This is a genomic window from Burkholderia alba (assembly GCF_034721475.1).
Classification (GTDB): Bacteria; Pseudomonadota; Gammaproteobacteria; order Burkholderiales; family Burkholderiaceae; genus Burkholderia; species Burkholderia alba.
The window spans coordinates 77,413-93,741 of the sequence record NZ_JAWJWL010000022.1; the positions used below are offsets into that span (position 1 = coordinate 77,413).

The following is a 16,329-nucleotide window of genomic DNA, read 5'->3' on the forward strand; positions in this document are numbered from 1 at the left end:
TTCCGTTTCCGCGGGACAAGTCAAGCGAAAAATACGTCGGATTGGCCGATTTGCTGCACTGCGTGATTAGGCGTTTCCCTAATACCGTATGGGTTAGTTAATAATATTGCATGAAATGATCGCCCTGCGCTAAATTTGTGCATCATTTGCCATTCATCTTACGATTCATAAAAATTTGAAATCGAGTTTCGGAAAAGAGAGCCAATCCGTGCCGAACCACACTGCGACGACCACCGCCATCCGTGACCGGGATGCCGCGCCCGACGAAATCACCGCCCTCGCCCGGGGGCTCGCCGTCCTGCGGCGCATCGCGGCCGCCGATGCACCGGTCAGCAACCGGGAACTGACAGAATTGACGGGTATCCCCAAACCGACGGTGTCGCGCATCACCGCGACGCTGGTCAGTGCGGGCTTCCTGTTCCAACTGCCCGACAGCGAACGTTTCGTACTGACCGCGTCGGTGCTGGAACTGAGCAACGGCTTCCTGCGCAACTTCGACATCCGCGCCCGCTCGCGGCCGTTCCTTGCCCGGCTCGCCGAACAGACCTCGCTGTCCGTTCACCTCGCCGTGCGCGATCGGCTCGACATGGTGGTGATCGACGTGATCCGGCCGCGCTCCGCCGTGCTGGTGACGCGGCTCGACATCGGCTCCCGGATGGACATCGCCCGCACCGCGGTCGGACGCGCGTATCTGGCCGCGCTGGAACAGGACGAGCGCCGCGAACTGATCGGCGCGCTGCAGGCCGCCTCGGGCGACGACTGGCCGCACGTGGTCGCGCGCCTCAATCCTGCGCTGGAGGACGCGTCGAAAGCGGGGTACGCGATGGTGATCGGCGAATGGCGCGAGGGCCTGAATGCGATCGCGGCCGGCTTCGTCGGCCCGTCCGGACAGCGCTATGCGGTCAACTGCGGCGGCGCCTCGCACCAGTGCCCGCCGGAATGGCTGCTGTCGACGGCGATGCCGGCGCTGCGCGAATGCATCGCGAAGATCACCCGGGAAATCGGCGGCTCGGCGTGGCCGCATCGCGACGCGTGACCCCTTCGCCGGCGCGGGGTCGGCCCCGGTCCGAAGCCGGCCTGAAAGCTGGCGGTTCTGTCACACGGCGTTCATCCCGCGGCCATCTGTAACCTTAGTAACCCTCTGAAAGATAGATCGCTGGACGGGCCGCCGCACGGGGACGTAGCATCTCACCCATCCTTGTGCCGCACGTTGCGGCGCACCCTGTCCGTGCAGCGTGGGCGGGCCCACGAGGCCGGGCTGCTCGTGCGCCCGCGGCCCGGACGCACCCGCCCCGCATCCAGCAAGCTGTCTTCCAGATCGAATGATGGACAACCAAGAAAAGCAAACGCCAAGCTCCGCCCTTCCTTCGAACCCGAACCCGCCGGCCGCCCCGCGCTCACGCCGCAAGCTGATCGTGTCGGTCGTCGTGCTTGCCGTCATCGTGATCGGCGGTCTGCTGTGGTGGCATCCGTGGAGCCGGGGCGGCAGCGGCGGCACCCCGTCCGCCGGCCAGGCGGGCGGCTCGCGCAAGCACGGCGGTCCGTCGGCGCTCGCCAACCTGCCGCAGCCCGTCCAGGTCGCGACCGCGACGCAGGGCGACATGCCCATCACCCTCAGCGCGCTCGGCACCGTGACGCCGCTCGCGAACGTCACCGTGAAGACCCAGCTGTCCGGCTACCTGCAGTCCGTCGAATTCCAGGAAGGCCAGATGGTCAAGAAGGGCGACGTCCTCGCGCAGATCGATCCGCGCCCGTATCAGGTCGCGCTCGCCACCGCGGAAGGCACGCTCGCGCGCGACCAGGCGCTGCTCGCGACCGCCCGCCTCGACCTGAAGCGCTACCAGACGCTGGTCGCGCAGGACTCGATCGCGACGCAGACCGCCGATACCCAGGCATCGCTCGTCAAGCAGTACGAAGGCACCGTCAAGACCGACCAGGCAGCCGTCGATTCCGCGAAGCTCAACCTCACCTACGCGCGCGTCACCGCGCCCGTGTCGGGCCGCGTCGGCCTGCGGCAGGTCGATCCGGGCAACTACGTGACGCCGTCGGACGCCAACGGCCTCGTCGTCATCACGCAGCTGCAGCCGATGAGCGTGATCTTCACGACGTCGGAAGACAACCTGCCGTCGATCCTCAAGCAGGTGAACGCGGGCAACACGCTGTCGGTCACCGCCTACAACCGCAACAACACGGTGGTGCTCGAAACCGGCTCGCTCGAAACCTTCGACAACCAGATCGACACCACGACCGGCACCGTCAAGCTGCGCGCGACCTTCGCGAACCGGGACAACATGCTGTTCCCCAATCAGTTCGTCAACACGCGCCTGCTGGTCGACACGATGCACGGCGCGACGATCGTGCCGACCTCCGCCGTGCTGACCGGCTCGATCGGGCAATTCGTCTACGTGGTGAAGCCCGACAACACCGTCACCGTGCGCAAGGTCAAGCCGGGGCCGGTGGACGGCGAACGCACCAGCATCGTCGACGGCCTCGCGCCCGGCGAGCGGGTCGTGACGGACGGCTCGGACCGCCTGCGCGAAGGCTCGCCGATCACGATCCCGGCCGCCAGGCCGAAACACGCCTCCGGCGCGGCGGGCGCGTCGGCGGCCCGCGGCGGCCATCATCGCAGGGGCGCGTCGCAAGCCCAGTCGCAATAAGACGGGCCCGCGATGAATCCGTCCCGCGTCTTTATTCTCCGCCCGGTCGGCACCGCGCTGCTGATGGCGGCCATCATGCTGGCCGGGCTGGTCGCGCTGCGCTTCCTGCCGCTCGCCGCCCTCCCCGAAGTCGACTATCCGACGATCCAGGTCCAGACCTTCTATCCGGGCGCGAGCCCCGAGGTGATGACCTCGTCCGTCACCGCGCCGCTCGAGCGTCAGTTCGGACAGATGCCGTCGCTCAACCAGATGTCGTCGCAAAGCTCGGCCGGCGCGTCGGTGATCACGCTGCAGTTCAGCCTCGACCTGCCGCTCGACATCGCCGAGCAGGAAGTGCAGGCCGCGATCAACGCGGCCGGCAACCTGCTGCCGTCCGACCTGCCCGCGCCGCCGATCTACGCGAAGGTGAATCCGGCCGACGCGCCGGTGCTCACGCTCGCCGTCACGTCGAAGACGCTGCCGCTCACGCAGGTGCAGGATCTCACCGACACCCGCCTCGCGATGAAGATCTCGCAGGTGTCGGGCGTCGGGCTCGTCAGCCTGTCCGGCGGCAACCGGCCCGCGGTGCGGATCCAGGCGAACCCGCTCGCGCTCGCGTCGTACGGCCTGAACCTCGACGACCTGCGCACGACGATCTCGAACCTCAACGTCAACACGCCGAAGGGCAATTTCGACGGCCCGACCCGCGCGTACACGATCAACGCGAACGACCAGCTGACGAGCGCCGACCAGTACAACGACGCCGTGGTCGCCTACAAGAACGGCCGGCCGGTGATGCTGACCGACGTCGCGAAGGTCGTCGCCGGCTCCGAGAACACCAAGCTCGGCGCGTGGGTCGACGCGGAGCCCGCGATCATCCTGAACGTGCAGCGCCAGCCGGGCGCCAACGTGATCCAGACGGTCGACAGCATCAAGGCGATCCTGCCCAAGCTGCAGGAATCGCTGCCCGCGTCGCTCGACGTGCAGATCGTCACCGACCGCACGACGATGATCCGCGCCGCCGTGCGCGACGTGCAGTTCGAACTGGCGCTCGCGGTCGGGCTGGTCGTGCTGGTGATGTACCTGTTCCTCGCCAATATCTACGCGACCATCATTCCGAGCCTGTCGGTGCCGCTGTCGCTGATCGGCACGCTCGCGGTAATGTACCTGTCGGGTTTCTCGCTGAACAACCTGTCGCTGATGGCCCTCACCATCGCGACCGGCTTCGTCGTCGACGACGCGATCGTGATGATCGAGAACATCGCGCGCTACGTCGAGGAAGGCGACACGCCGCTCGAGGCGGCGCTGAAAGGCTCGAAGCAGATCGGCTTCACGATCATCTCGCTGACGGTGTCGCTGATCGCCGTGCTGATCCCGCTGCTGTTCATGGGCGACGTGGTCGGCCGGCTGTTCCACGAGTTCGCGATCACGCTCGCCGTGACCATCGTGATCTCAGCGATCGTGTCGCTGACGCTCGTGCCGATGCTGTGCGCGAAGCTGCTGCGCCATACGCCGCCGCTCGAGAGCCACCGCTTCGAGAGCAAGGTCCACGCGGTGATCGACAAGGTGATCGCGCGCTACGGCGTCGCGCTCGAATGGGTGCTGAACCGGCGGCGCTCGACGCTCGTCGTCGCGGTGCTGACGCTGGTCCTCACGGGTCTCCTCTACGTGCTGGTCCCGAAGGGCTTCTTCCCGGTGCAGGACACCGGCGTGATCCAGGCGATCACGCAGGCGCCGCAATCGGTGTCCTATCAGTCGATGGCGGAGCGACAGCAGCAGCTGGCCGCCGAGATCCTGAAGAACGAGAACGTCGAGAGCCTCACGTCGTTCATCGGCGTCGACGGTTCGAACATCACGCTCAACAGCGGCCGGATGCTGATCAACCTCAAGCCGCGGGACGCGCGCAGCGAATCGGCGAGCGAGATCATCCGCGCGCTGCAGCAGCAGGTCGCGCACATTCCCGGCATCTCCCTCTACATGCAGCCGGTGCAGGATCTGACGATCGATTCGACGGTCAGCCCGACGCAGTACCAGTTCATGCTCACCGACCCGAACGCGGACGAATTCTCGACCTGGGTGCCGAAGCTCGTCGACCGGCTGAAGAAGGAGCCGTCGCTCGCCGACGTCGCGACCGACCTGCAGGAAAGCGGCCAGTCGGTCTACATCGAGATCGATCGCGCGACCGCCGCGCGCTTCGGCATCACGCCCGCGACGGTCGACAACGCGCTGTACGACGCGTACGGTCAGCGCATCGTGTCGACGATCTTCACGCAGTCGAACCAGTACCGCGTGATTCTCGAATCCGAGCCGCAGATGCAGCACTACACCGATTCCCTGAACGGCATCTACCTGCCGTCGGCGGGGGGCGGACAGGTGCCGCTGTCGTCGATCGCGACGTTCCACGAACGGCCGTCGCCGCTCCTCGTCACGCATCTGAGCCAGTTCCCCGCCACGACGGTATCGTTCAACCTCGCGCCGGGCGCATCGCTCGGCGAGGCGGTCAAGGCCATCCAGGCGGCCGAGAAGGAGATCGGCCTGCCCGCGTCGTTCCAGACCCGCTTCCAGGGCGCGGCGCTGGCGTTCCAGGCATCGCTGTCGAACCAGCTGTTCCTGATCCTCGCCGCGATCGTCACGATGTACATCGTGCTCGGCGTGCTGTACGAGAGCTACATCCACCCGATCACGATCCTGTCGACGCTGCCGTCGGCGGGCGTCGGCGCGCTGCTCGCGCTGATGATCACCGGACACGACCTCGACATCATCGGGATCATCGGCATCGTGCTGCTGATCGGCATCGTGAAGAAGAACGCGATCATGATGATCGACTTCGCGCTCGAGGCGGAACGGGTCGAGGGCAAATCGCCGCGCGACGCGATCTACCAGGCCTGCCTGCTGCGCTTCCGGCCGATCCTGATGACGACGCTCGCCGCGCTGCTCGGCGCGGTGCCGCTGATCGTCGGCTCGGGCTCCGGCTCCGAGCTGCGCCAGCCGCTCGGGATCGCGATCGCGGGCGGGCTGATCGTGTCCCAGGTGCTGACGCTGTTCACGACGCCCGTGATCTATCTCGGCTTCGACTCGCTGGCGCGCCGCGTCCGTGGCCTGTTCCACCGCGACGGCCCGGCCGCCGCCGCGCATCCGGACGCGTAAATGAACCTGTCGCGTCCGTTCATCACCCGCCCCGTCGCGACCACGCTGCTCGCGCTGGGCATCGCGCTCGCCGGGCTGTTCGCCTTCATCAAGCTGCCGGTCTCGCCGCTGCCGCAGGTGGACTTCCCGACCATCTCGGTGCAGGCGTCGCTGCCGGGCGCAAGCCCGGAAACCGTCGCGACCAGCGTGACGAGCCCGCTCGAACGGCATCTCGGCTCGATCGCGGACGTCACCGAGATGACGTCGTCCAGCTCGGTCGGCAATGCGCGCATCACGCTGCAGTTCGGGCTCGACCGCGACATCGACGGCGCGGCGCGCGACGTGCAGGCCGCGATCAACGCCGCGCGCGCCGACCTGCCCGCGAGCCTCAAGAGCAATCCGACCTACCGCAAGGTCAACCCGGCCGATTCGCCGATCATGATCGTGTCGCTGACGTCGAAGACCGCGTCGCCGGCGAAGCTCTACGACGCCGCGTCGACGGTGCTGCAGCAGTCGCTGTCGCAGATCGACGGGATCGGCCAGGTCAGCGTGAGCGGGTCGGCGAACCCGGCCGTGCGCATCGAACTGGAGCCGCACGCGCTGTTCCACTACGGCATCGGCTTCGAGGACGTGCGCGCCGCGCTCTCGTCGGCGAACGCGAACAGCCCGAAGGGCGCGATCGAGTTCGGCCAGAACCACTACCAGCTGTACACCAACGACCAGGCGTCGCAGGCATCGCAGTACAAGGATCTGGTGATCGCCTACCGCAACAGCGCGGCGGTCAGCCTGTCGGACGTGTCGACGGTGGTCGATTCCGTCGAGGATCTGCGCAATCTCGGTCTGTCGAACGGCCAGCGCGCGGTGCTGGTGATCCTGTACCGCTCGCCCGGCGCGAACATCATCGAGACCATCGACCGGGTGCGCGAGGCGCTGCCGCAGCTGGCGGCGTCGCTGCCCGCCGACATCCAGGTCACGCCGGTGCTCGACCGCTCGACCACGATCCGGGCGTCGCTGCGCGACACCGAGCACACGCTGCTGATCGCGGTCGGCCTGGTCGTGATGGTGGTGTTCCTGTTCCTGCGCAACTGGCGCGCGACGCTGATCCCGAGCATCGCGGTGCCGATCTCGATCGTCGGCACGTTCGGCGCGATGTATCTGCTCGGCTTCTCGATCGACAACCTGTCGCTGATGGCGCTGATCGTCGCGACGGGCTTCGTCGTCGACGACGCGATCGTCGTGCTGGAAAACATCTCCCGCCATATCGAGAACGGCACGCCGCGGCTGCAGGCCGCGTTCGACGGCGCGCGCGAGGTGGGTTTCACGGTGCTGTCGATCAGCCTGTCGCTGGTCGCGGTATTCCTGCCGATCCTGCTGATGGGCGGCATCGTCGGGCGGCTGTTCCGGGAGTTCGCGCTGACGCTGTCGCTCGCGATCGGCGTGTCGCTCGTCGTATCGCTGACGCTCACGCCGATGATGTGCGCGCGCCTGCTGCCCGAGGCGCACGACAAGCGCGACGAAGGCCGGTTCGCGCGCTGGCTCGAACGGATGTTCGAGAAGCTGCAGCGCGGCTACGAACACACGCTGTCGTGGGCGCTGCGCCATCCGCGCACGATCCTGGTCGTGCTGCTCGCCACCATCGGCCTGAACATCTTCCTTTACATCGTCGTGCCGAAGGGCTTCTTCCCGCAGCAGGACACGGGCCTCCTGATAGGCGGCATCCAGGCCGACCAGTCGACGTCGTTCCAGGCGATGAAGGTCAAGTTCTCGGACATGATGCGGATCGTGCAGGCGAACAAGAACGTCGCGAGCGTCGCCGGCTTCACGGGCGGCGCGCAGACCAATTCCGGCTTCATGTTCGTCGCGCTGAAGGACAAGAGCGAGCGCAAGCTCACGGCCGACCAGGTGATCCAGCAGCTGCGGCCGCAGCTGTCCGACGTGGCGGGCGCCCGCACGTTCCTGCAGGCGGCCCAGGACATCCGGGTGGGCGGCCGGCAGAGCAACGCGCAATACCAGTTCACGCTGCTCGGCGATTCGACGGCCGATCTGTACAAGTGGGCACCGCTGCTGACCGAGGCATTGCAGGCGCGGCCCGAGCTGGCCGACGTCAACTCCGACCAGCAGCAGGGCGGCCTCGAATCGATGGTGACGATCGACCGGGCGACGGCCGCGCGGCTCGGCATCACGCCGGCGCAGATCGACAACACGCTGTACGACGCGTTCGGCCAGCGCCAGGTGTCGACGATCTACAACCCGCTCAACCAATACCACGTCGTGATGGAAGTCGCACCGCAATACTGGCAGCAGCCGGAAATGCTGAACCAGGTGTACATCAGCACGACGGGCGGCAGCGCGAGCGGCACCCAGGGCACCAACGCCGCGGCCGGTACCTACACGGCCGGAACGGGCACGACCAGCGCCGCGTCGATCGCGGCCGATTCCGCGCGCAACCAGGCGCTCAACTCGATCGCGTCGAGCGGCAAGTCGAGCGCGTCGTCGGGCGCGGCGGTGTCGACCTCGCAATCGACGATGGTGCCGCTGTCCGCGATCGCGACCTTCGGCCCGAGCACGACGCCGCTCGCCGTCAACCATCAGGGCCTGTTCGTCGCGACCACGATCTCGTTCAACCTGCCGCCCGGCGTATCGCTGTCGCAGGCCACCCAGATCATCTACCAGACGATGGCCGAGATCGGCGTGCCGCCGACGATCCAGGGCAGCTTCCAGGGCACCGCGCAGGCGTTCCAGCAATCGCTGAAGGATCAGCCGATCCTGATCCTCGCCGCGCTCGCGGCGGTGTACATCGTGCTCGGCGTGCTGTACGAGAGCTACATCCATCCGGTCACGATCCTGTCGACGCTGCCGTCGGCGGGCGTCGGCGCGCTGCTCGGCCTGCTGCTCTTCAAGACCGAGTTCAGCATCATCGCGCTGATCGGCGTGATCCTGCTGATCGGTATCGTGAAGAAGAACGCGATCATGATGGTCGACTTCGCGATCGACGCGTCGCGGCAAGGCAAATCGTCGTTCGATGCGATCCACGAAGCCTGCCTGCTGCGGTTCAGGCCGATCATGATGACGACCATGGCCGCCCTGCTCGGCGCGCTGCCGCTCGCGTTCGGCAGCGGCGACGGCGCCGAGCTGCGCGCGCCGCTCGGGATCGCGATCGCGGGCGGCCTCATCGTGTCCCAGATGCTCACGCTCTACACCACGCCGGTGGTCTATCTGTACATGGACCGGCTCCGCGTCCGCTGGGAAAACCGCAGGCGCGGCGGCACGCCGCCGGCCCGCCCGGCCGGCGCGGGCGGCGAGTAAGGCGCCGGCCGCCCGGCCCGCCGCGCGCCCGCCCGAACGGCGGCGCGCGGCGGACCGGGAAGTGGTTCCGGACCGCCATCCCAATCTCATCCTGGCGTCACCGAAAGCCCCGCGATTCGGCATACACTTGTAGGCTCGTCGTCAGTCCCCATGTTGAATGGGAAACCAGGTTGACGCAGCGCTACGCAAGGAGTGGGTTCATGTCGATGAAGGTATTGCTGATCGGCGCGACGGGTCGCACGGGCGTCGCGCTCGCGGACCTGCTGCTCAAGCAGCAGGATTTCGAGGTGACGGCGCTGGTTCGCCAGCCGGACTACGTGCTGCCCGGCGCGAAGGTCGTCGTGGCCGACCTCACCGGCGATTTCTCCGCCGCGTTCAAGGGCATCACCCATGCGATCTACGCGGCCGGATCGGCCGAATCGGAAGGCGTGACGCAAGAGGAGCAGATCGACCGCGACGCGGTCGCGCGCGCGGCCGACTACGTGAAGTCGAACAACGTGCAGAAGCTCGTCGTGATCAGTTCGCTGTCCGCATACCACCCGGAACGCGGCCCCGACACGCTGCGCCACTATTCCCGGATGAAGCGCGAGGGCGACGACCGGGTCATCGCGTCGGGCGTCGACTACGTGATCCTGCGCCCGGGGCCGCTGTCGGACAGCCCCGGCATCGGCAAGATCGCGCTCGCCGACGAGCGGCCGGACAATCCCGCGCCCGTCGCCCGCCAGGACGTGGCCTGGGCCGCCATCGAAGCGATCAAGCTCGGCGTGTCGCGCAAGACGATCGGCTTCGTCGGCGGCAGCACCCCGATCGAGCAGGCGCTGCGCGCCTGACGGGGTGGCCGGCCGCGGCCGCCGGCTTCCGCATGAGACCGCTTACTGCTTGTGCGCGGCGGCCCACGCCTTCACCGCATCCAGCGTATTCTCGACGTGCTTGTCGGGCGACATGCTCGTGTACTCGTACAGGATCTTCCCTTCGGGCGAAATCACGTAGGACACCCGGTTCGCCTTGTCGACCATCGGCAGCTTCGCGTCATAGTCCTTGATGATCTTCGCGTCCGGATCCGCCGCGACCGGGAATTTGCTGCGGCACTCGCTCACCGAGAATTTGGTCAGCGTGGCGATGTTGTCCGCCGACACGCCGATCACCGTCGCGCCATAGTGCTTGTAGGTATCGACCGCATCGGCGAACGCATGCGCCTCGACCGTGCAGCCCTTCGTGAAGGCCGCCGGGTAGAAATACAGCACGACCGGCCCTTGCTTCAACGCGGCGGCGAGCGAGTAGGTGTAAGTCTTACCGCCCAGCGACGCATCGGTATTGAAATCCGGCGCCGCGTCGCCCGGCTTCAGGACCGCCTGGGCCGTCAGTGCATGGAATGCAAGCAGCACCGCCGCCGCGCCCATCGAAAGTTTTCGCTTCATTTGAGTCCTCATTTCCCATAAAGTCAGGCTCGATCCGCGAGCCGTCCAACGTTCGCATCCCGAACGCCCCGTCCTTCCGGGCGCCGCTTTCCTTCTCAACGCTAAAGAATCGGCACAAAACGCCGTTATTGCGTCCGGACAACCGGTTCCAGCCTTTTCACGCCAGCGAGAAACATGGAAGCCAACAGGAACAAGATGCCCCGCAAGGGCTCCTGGCGCACCGCCCTTCACACGCTCCGCCGCCTCGCCTGGTCAGGCGGTGCGTTGATGCCCGCTCGCGCCGGCTCCGGCGCGCCGCGCGACGACGATACCGTGCGCAGTTGGTTGGAGCAAACCGTGGGCGCGGTCGATTTTCTGGCGCATGTCGATCGCGACCTGCGCTTTCTGTACGTATCGGATGCGAGCCTGCGCTTTATCGGCTATCACCGCGACTACCTGCGCACCCTGACCCTGCGCGACCTGATTCCCGATCAGGATACCGCGACGCTCGATGCGTTGCTTGCGCGCGCGTCCCAAAGCGGCACGGTCGAGAAGTCGACGCTCTGCATCGTCAAGTCGCTCACCTACCCGCTCGACGTCGAGGTGCGGGCGGTGCGGAGCCGCCATCAGGGTATCGAGGGGTATGCGATCGCGGCGTTCGACGTATCGGCATGGCGCGCGATCGAGGCGCGGCTGACCTACGAGCTGCATCACGATCCGATGACGGGGCTCGACAATCTGTCGGCGCTGATTCCCGCGCTGATGCATGCGCAGCGGATCGCGGACGACGACGGCACCTGCGCGGCGCTGCTGTTGCTCGATCTCGACGATTACCAACGGATCAACCGCGCGCTCGGCTACGATGCCGGCGACGCGCTGCTGCGCGACACCGCGCAGCGGCTGCAGGGGATGATGTCGCACCGCGAGCGGCTCGCGCGGGTGGCGAGCGACAAGTTCGCGATCGTGTTCACGTCGCCGACCCGCGCGAAGGCTGCCGATGCGGCCGAATCGCTGGCCCGGCGGCTGCAGACGGCGGTCCAGCAGCCTTACGTCTACGAAGGACAGCCGGTGCATCTTTCGGCCAGCATCGGCATTGCGCTCTACCCGGACGAGCGTTATGTGTCGAAGCGGGCGCAGCATCACAGCCCGCTGCTGCGCCGCGCGGATCATGCGCTCACGCAGGCGAAGGCCGCGGGCGGCAACGCGCTGGCCTTCCATCTGCCGGCCGACGACCCGGCCGATGCCGAGCGGCTGAAGCTCGAGGCGGATCTGTACGACGGCGTGCGCAACGGCGAGTTTTCGCTGCACTTCCAGCCGATCACGAAGAGCCATACGGGCGGCGTGGTCGGCGTCGAGGCGCTGATCCGCTGGCACCACCCCGTGCATGGGCTGGTGCCGCCCGCGACCTTCATCCCGCTCGCGGAGTCGATCGGCCTGATCAACTATCTGGGCAACTGGGTGCTGAAGGCCGCGTGCATGCAGTTGGTGTCGTGGGACCGGCAGGGCATTGCGTTGCAGTACGTGGCGGTCAACGTGTCGCCGCAGCAGTTCCGGGATCCGCGTTTCACGCAGAGCGTGCGGGATGCGATCGCGCTGACCGGCATCGATCCGCGCCGCATCGTGCTCGAGATCACCGAGAGTTTGTTGATGCACGATCCGTCGCATGCCAAGGCGTTGCTCGAGGAAGTGACCGATCTCGGCATCCGTTTCGCGGTCGACGATTTCGGTACGGGGTATTCGAGCCTGGCGTACCTGCAGCGTTTTCCGCTGGCGAAACTGAAAATCGATCGCAGTTTCGTCGAGAACCTGTTGACGTCGCGAAATGACCGCGCGATTGTGTCGGCTGTCGTCGGCCTTGCGCAGACGCTGGATCTCGAACTCGTCGCCGAGGGCGTCGAGACCGAGGCGCAGCGCGTGCTGCTGACCGAGATGGGCTGCAACCATATTCAGGGCTGGCTCGTATGCCAGGCGTTGCCGTCGGAGGAACTGGCGCAGCGCTTCGAGGCACAGGAACTCCGCTTGCACGAGGCGGCGTGACCGGCGCGGCCGGCTATTTTATTCACTGATTCGAATGTCTATCACCGAACACATGCCCAAGACAGCGCTGCTCGACAAGCTCTGGGCGCGGATGAACGAGCGAGGCGATTTCCCGCTGCTGTCGGAATCCTTGCGCGCGACGATGGCCGCCATGAAGAACGACGATCTGGATTTCACGGCGCTGGTGCGTGTCGTGCTATCGGATTTCGCGTTGACCCAGAAAGTGCTGCGGCTCGCCAATTCGGCGATGTACATGGCGTTCGGCGGCAACATCACGACCGTGACGCGGGCGCTGATGGTGCTCGGCATGGACGCGGTCGGCCATCTGGTGGTCGGGCTGAAGCTCGTCGATCACTTTCACCAGAGCGCGCCGCGACGCATCGAGGCGAAGCTCGAACTGAACCGCGCGCTGCTGGCGGGCTGCGTGGCGCGCAAGCTCACGGCGCAGGCGGATTTGCGCGCGGGCGAGGAAGCGGTCGTCTGCACGCTGATGCGCCAGGTCGGCAAGCTGCTCGTCGTGTGCTATCTCGACGGCGAGTGGGACGAGATACACCGGCGTGCCGCCGAGCTGGACGGTGACGAGGAAGCCGCTTGCGGCGATGTGCTGGGGGTGGGTTTCGAGGAGATCGGGCTCGAGGCGGCGGCGCGCCGGCGGCTGCCGGAGATGATCCGGGCCGGGATGACGCGCTACGACGAGGACGACGACGTCTCGGGCGACGTGCGGTGGTTGCGTGCGGTGAGCCACTGTTCGACGGACATGGCGGCCGTGCTGACCGCGCCGGCGGGTGCGCAGCGCGACGCGCGGATTGCCGCGCTCGCGCACCGGTTCGGCGATGCGATCGACATCGAGCCGGACGTGCTGGCCGGGATGGCGGCGGCGCTGGCGCGCGAGGAGGCAAGCGACACGATGATGCGGGAGATTGTCGAGTTGCGGGCGAACGCGGATGCGATTGCGCGGGCGGCGACGAGCCCGGAGGCGTGTTTGGAAGCGGGGCTGGCCGATTTGCGGGCGCTGCCGTCCGAGCATGTGCTGGGGCCGGTGCTGGCGCTGGCGTCGGAAAGCGTGCTGGCGGGATTGGCGTTCACGCGGACCGTGATGTTCGTGCGGCGCGACGACGGGGTGTTCGCGGGCCGGCTCGGGTTCGGGTCGGGAGTCGATGCCGCGCTGGGGCGGCTGGGGTTCCACGAAGCGTTCGAGCCGGATGTGTTTCATCTGGCGATCAGCAATTCAGTGGGGATCTTCATCGAACATGCCCATGAGCCGAAGATGCTGAAACGGCTGCCCGGGTGGTATCGGGAAGCGTTCGACGACGCACGGGCGTTCGTCCTGTTGCCGGTGCGCGTCGAGCAGCAAGCTGTGGCCCTCCTCTATGGCGATTGGGCAGGTGCGCAGCCCGCGCGCAAGATCTCTCAACAGGAAATGGCGGTTCTCAATGAACTCGCTATGGAATTAGGGAGGTTTTTTCGCGGGGCGATGGGGTGAGGTGGGTTTCCTGTGCCGTTTGTTGAGCTTGGTTTGCCGTTCGTTGAACTTGTTTTCGTGTCGGTCTATTAGCGTCGCCCCTCCCCGGGGCAGGGGTCACTTTTCTTTGTCTTGCCAAAGAAAAGTAACCAAAAGAAAGGCGCTTTTCTGATCCAAGCTTAAGGTGCCCTCATAAAACGAACTGGCCCAGCACCTAAGTGTCCACCACGATGAGAACGCGGATAGGCGCGCGCAGGCACTGAGGCATCGCACCACGAAGCGGAGTGGTATGCCGCCAGTTAGCTCCATCCTCGCAAGCTCGGACGATGGGTTTATCGCCCGCTCAAGATGTCTGGTGTAGATCACACCTATTTCGACATATTCCAAGCATTTACTCAAATAGAAACGCCCGCATTTCAGCAATGAGTGCGGGCGTTTCTACATGTGGATCAAGCAATCTCAACAGTAAAGATATACCTGCCGGATAACCATTGAAGTTCATCGAGGTCGAGAAGTTGATATGCCAACACCGTTCATTCGCGCGTGGGTGATGTGCCCGATGTCCGAGCTTGCGAGGATGGAGCTAACTGGCGGCATACCACTTTGTACCGTGGTGCGATGTCACGGTGCCTGCGCGCGCCTATCCGCGTTCTCATCGTGGTGGACACTTAGGTGCTGGGCCAGTCAGTGTGATGAGGGCACCTTAAGCTCGGATCAGAAAAGCGCCTTTCTTTTGGTTACTTTTCTTTGGCAAGACAAAGAAAAGTGACCCCTGCCCCGGGGAGGGGCGACGCTGATAGACCGACACGAAAACAAGCTCAACGACCACAACACCAAACCCAAGACCCACCGACACCAACCCAAAAAAAGCGCCCAGGACCGCTCAGTCCGCAAACCTCCCGAGCCCCACGGTATCCATCGTATAGTCCGCACTAGCGGCCCATGCCGCGGCTTTGAGCGTGACCTTGACGGCGTCACCGGCCGGCCATCCGCCCAGCCGAGCGCACCCGTCATCCACTGCGGGCCAGTCGCCTCGCTCCATCCCGACGATCACATCGAGCAACGCCCCCAACACGCCTTCGCGATCGAGAATCGCGGCCCGCACTGTCGGCGACACGGTCAGATCGTCGAGCGTCACGGCGATCGGATCCCCGAACACCGCATCGATCAGCGACAGCGCCCCCACCAGAAACGCCGCTTCCACCGTGCGCCGATCCGCGTCCGGCAACGCGACCGCCGCCAGCTCCATGAAGCGCGCCCGCGTCGCCGCCAGTTGCACGAGCGGATCGTTCTCCAGCGCCACCTTGCGACCATCCGCATAGAGCAGGATCTGCGTCCAGCGCGCGATCCGGTTGGTCCCCGTCGCCGCGATCGCTTCCCGCAGCGTCGTGGCCTGTCGCCCGAAACCCGCCTCGCCGGTATTCGCGAGCCGCATCAAATGCATCACGAGCACCGGATTCAACTTCAACTCGGCCTCCAACTGCGCGACATTCGGATCGGTCGCCAGCAACTGCATCAGATTCAGCAACGCATGACGCGGCGCACTCACCCGGCGTGCCGGACTCACATGCCGATGCGCAAAGAAGTACCCCTGGAACTGCACGAAACCCAGCGCCTTCGCCTGCTCGAAACGCTCCGGCGTCTCGACGTTCAACGCGATCAGCTTCTTGTTCGCCGTCTTCAACGCATCGACCAGCTTCCTCAGCAATGCCTCCGAACCCTGCCCCACATCGATCTTCACCGCCTCCGCGTAAGGCAGCAGCTTCGCAAACGACGGCCCCGGATCCGACACCCGATCAAGCACGAACCGATAACGCCGCCGATGCAGCGTCACCAACCGCGCAATCAGATCCGCATCGACCTCAAGCTCCGGGGGCAACTCGAACATGTAGCGCTCCGGCGCCAGTTCGAACAAAGCATCGGCAAAAAGCAGTGGCCGCGATGCATCGATCAGCGCCTTGTGTCCACCCAGCGCCGCGCGCACTCCGGCGTCGCGCAACCCGGCAACCAGCGCGTCGGGCCAGAGCCCCCCGCCATCACGCACGCCCAGCTCGAATCCGCACAGCAGCCCGTCGCGATCGACCAGCGGCTGCCTGCCCAGCAGCAGTGCCTGCCCCCCCGCGGCCGCTCGATCGGCCGCGCCGTCCGCTCCGTCCGGCGCATCGACGCCCGGCACGGTCCTGTTCTCCATCTCACTATTCCCCGGTTGCTGATTTCTCGTACTTTATTTCCGGCCGTGGCGACTCCGACGGGTCGCCATTCTTATCTCAATATTTAAGCGGCTGATGATACACCGGCAATTCGACGACTGTCCCTCACGAATCCCTCTGGATTTGATCGCCCAAAGCAAAACCGGCCGCTGACG

At 66.0% G+C, this 16,329-nt stretch carries 9 protein-coding genes and 2 pseudogenes; 8 read left to right on the forward strand and 3 right to left on the reverse strand.

All coding sequences use genetic code 11. The annotated features are described in order from the left end of the window. Nucleotides 1-208 precede the first annotated feature (208 nt). The 5 genes from RZR99_RS23550 to RZR99_RS23570 all read left to right on the forward strand — a co-directional run bounded on the left by RZR99_RS23550 (nucleotide 209) and on the right by RZR99_RS23570 (nucleotide 9,898). Nucleotides 209-1,036 (forward strand): IclR family transcriptional regulator, encoded by an 828-nt coding sequence (locus tag RZR99_RS23550; RefSeq protein ID WP_323122183.1) that lies wholly within the window; start codon nucleotides 209-211, stop codon nucleotides 1,034-1,036. 289 nt (nucleotides 1,037-1,325) lie between these two features. After that, nucleotides 1,326-2,657 carry an MdtA/MuxA family multidrug efflux RND transporter periplasmic adaptor subunit gene (locus RZR99_RS23555; RefSeq protein ID WP_323122241.1) on the forward strand — a complete coding sequence of 444 codons (1,332 nt, stop codon included), beginning with the start codon at nucleotides 1,326-1,328 and terminating at the stop codon, nucleotides 2,655-2,657. Nucleotides 2,658-2,669: 12 nt separating this feature from the next. Beyond that, on the forward strand, nucleotides 2,670-5,783 hold the full coding sequence (locus RZR99_RS23560) for an MdtB/MuxB family multidrug efflux RND transporter permease subunit (protein WP_323122184.1): 3,114 nt from the start codon (nucleotides 2,670-2,672) through the stop codon (nucleotides 5,781-5,783). Next, the gene (locus tag RZR99_RS23565) at nucleotides 5,784-9,068 is read left to right on the forward strand and encodes an efflux RND transporter permease subunit (RefSeq protein ID WP_323122185.1); all 3,285 of its coding nucleotides are present in this window, start codon (nucleotides 5,784-5,786) and stop codon (nucleotides 9,066-9,068) included. Nucleotides 9,069-9,268: 200 nt separating this feature from the next. After that, nucleotides 9,269-9,898, forward strand: a complete 630-nt coding sequence (locus RZR99_RS23570; protein WP_323122186.1) for an SDR family oxidoreductase — start codon at nucleotides 9,269-9,271, stop codon at nucleotides 9,896-9,898. A gap of 42 nt (nucleotides 9,899-9,940) precedes the next feature. On the opposite strand, the gene RZR99_RS23575 is transcribed toward RZR99_RS23570, so the two are convergent. Next, nucleotides 9,941-10,486, reverse strand: a complete 546-nt coding sequence (locus tag RZR99_RS23575) for a peroxiredoxin (protein ID WP_323122187.1) — start codon at nucleotides 10,484-10,486, stop codon at nucleotides 9,941-9,943. Between the two features lie 267 nt (nucleotides 10,487-10,753). Here RZR99_RS23575 and cdpA point away from each other — a divergent pair, with 267 nt between their 5' ends. The 3 genes and pseudogenes from cdpA to RZR99_RS33360 all read left to right on the forward strand — a co-directional run. After that, nucleotides 10,754-12,502 (forward strand): cyclic di-GMP phosphodiesterase CdpA, encoded by a 1,749-nt coding sequence (gene cdpA, locus RZR99_RS23580; RefSeq protein ID WP_323122188.1) that lies wholly within the window; start codon nucleotides 10,754-10,756, stop codon nucleotides 12,500-12,502. 34 nt (nucleotides 12,503-12,536) lie between these two features. After that, nucleotides 12,537-13,985 (forward strand): HDOD domain-containing protein, encoded by a 1,449-nt coding sequence (locus RZR99_RS23585; protein WP_323122189.1) that lies wholly within the window; start codon nucleotides 12,537-12,539, stop codon nucleotides 13,983-13,985. Between the two features lie 72 nt (nucleotides 13,986-14,057). Further along, nucleotides 14,058-14,132 (forward strand): annotated as a pseudogene (locus RZR99_RS33360) (ion transporter); the annotation flags it as partial. Nucleotides 14,133-14,682: 550 nt separating this feature from the next. On the opposite strand, the pseudogene RZR99_RS23590 reads toward RZR99_RS33360, so the two are convergent. Both RZR99_RS23590 and RZR99_RS23595 read right to left on the reverse strand, forming a co-directional pair. Further along, nucleotides 14,683-14,772, reverse strand: a pseudogene (locus RZR99_RS23590) (ion transporter); the annotation flags it as partial. 75 nt (nucleotides 14,773-14,847) lie between these two features. Continuing rightward, nucleotides 14,848-16,155, reverse strand: a complete 1,308-nt coding sequence (locus RZR99_RS23595; RefSeq protein WP_323122190.1) for an EAL and HDOD domain-containing protein — start codon at nucleotides 16,153-16,155, stop codon at nucleotides 14,848-14,850. Between the last annotated feature and the right edge of the window lie 174 nt (nucleotides 16,156-16,329).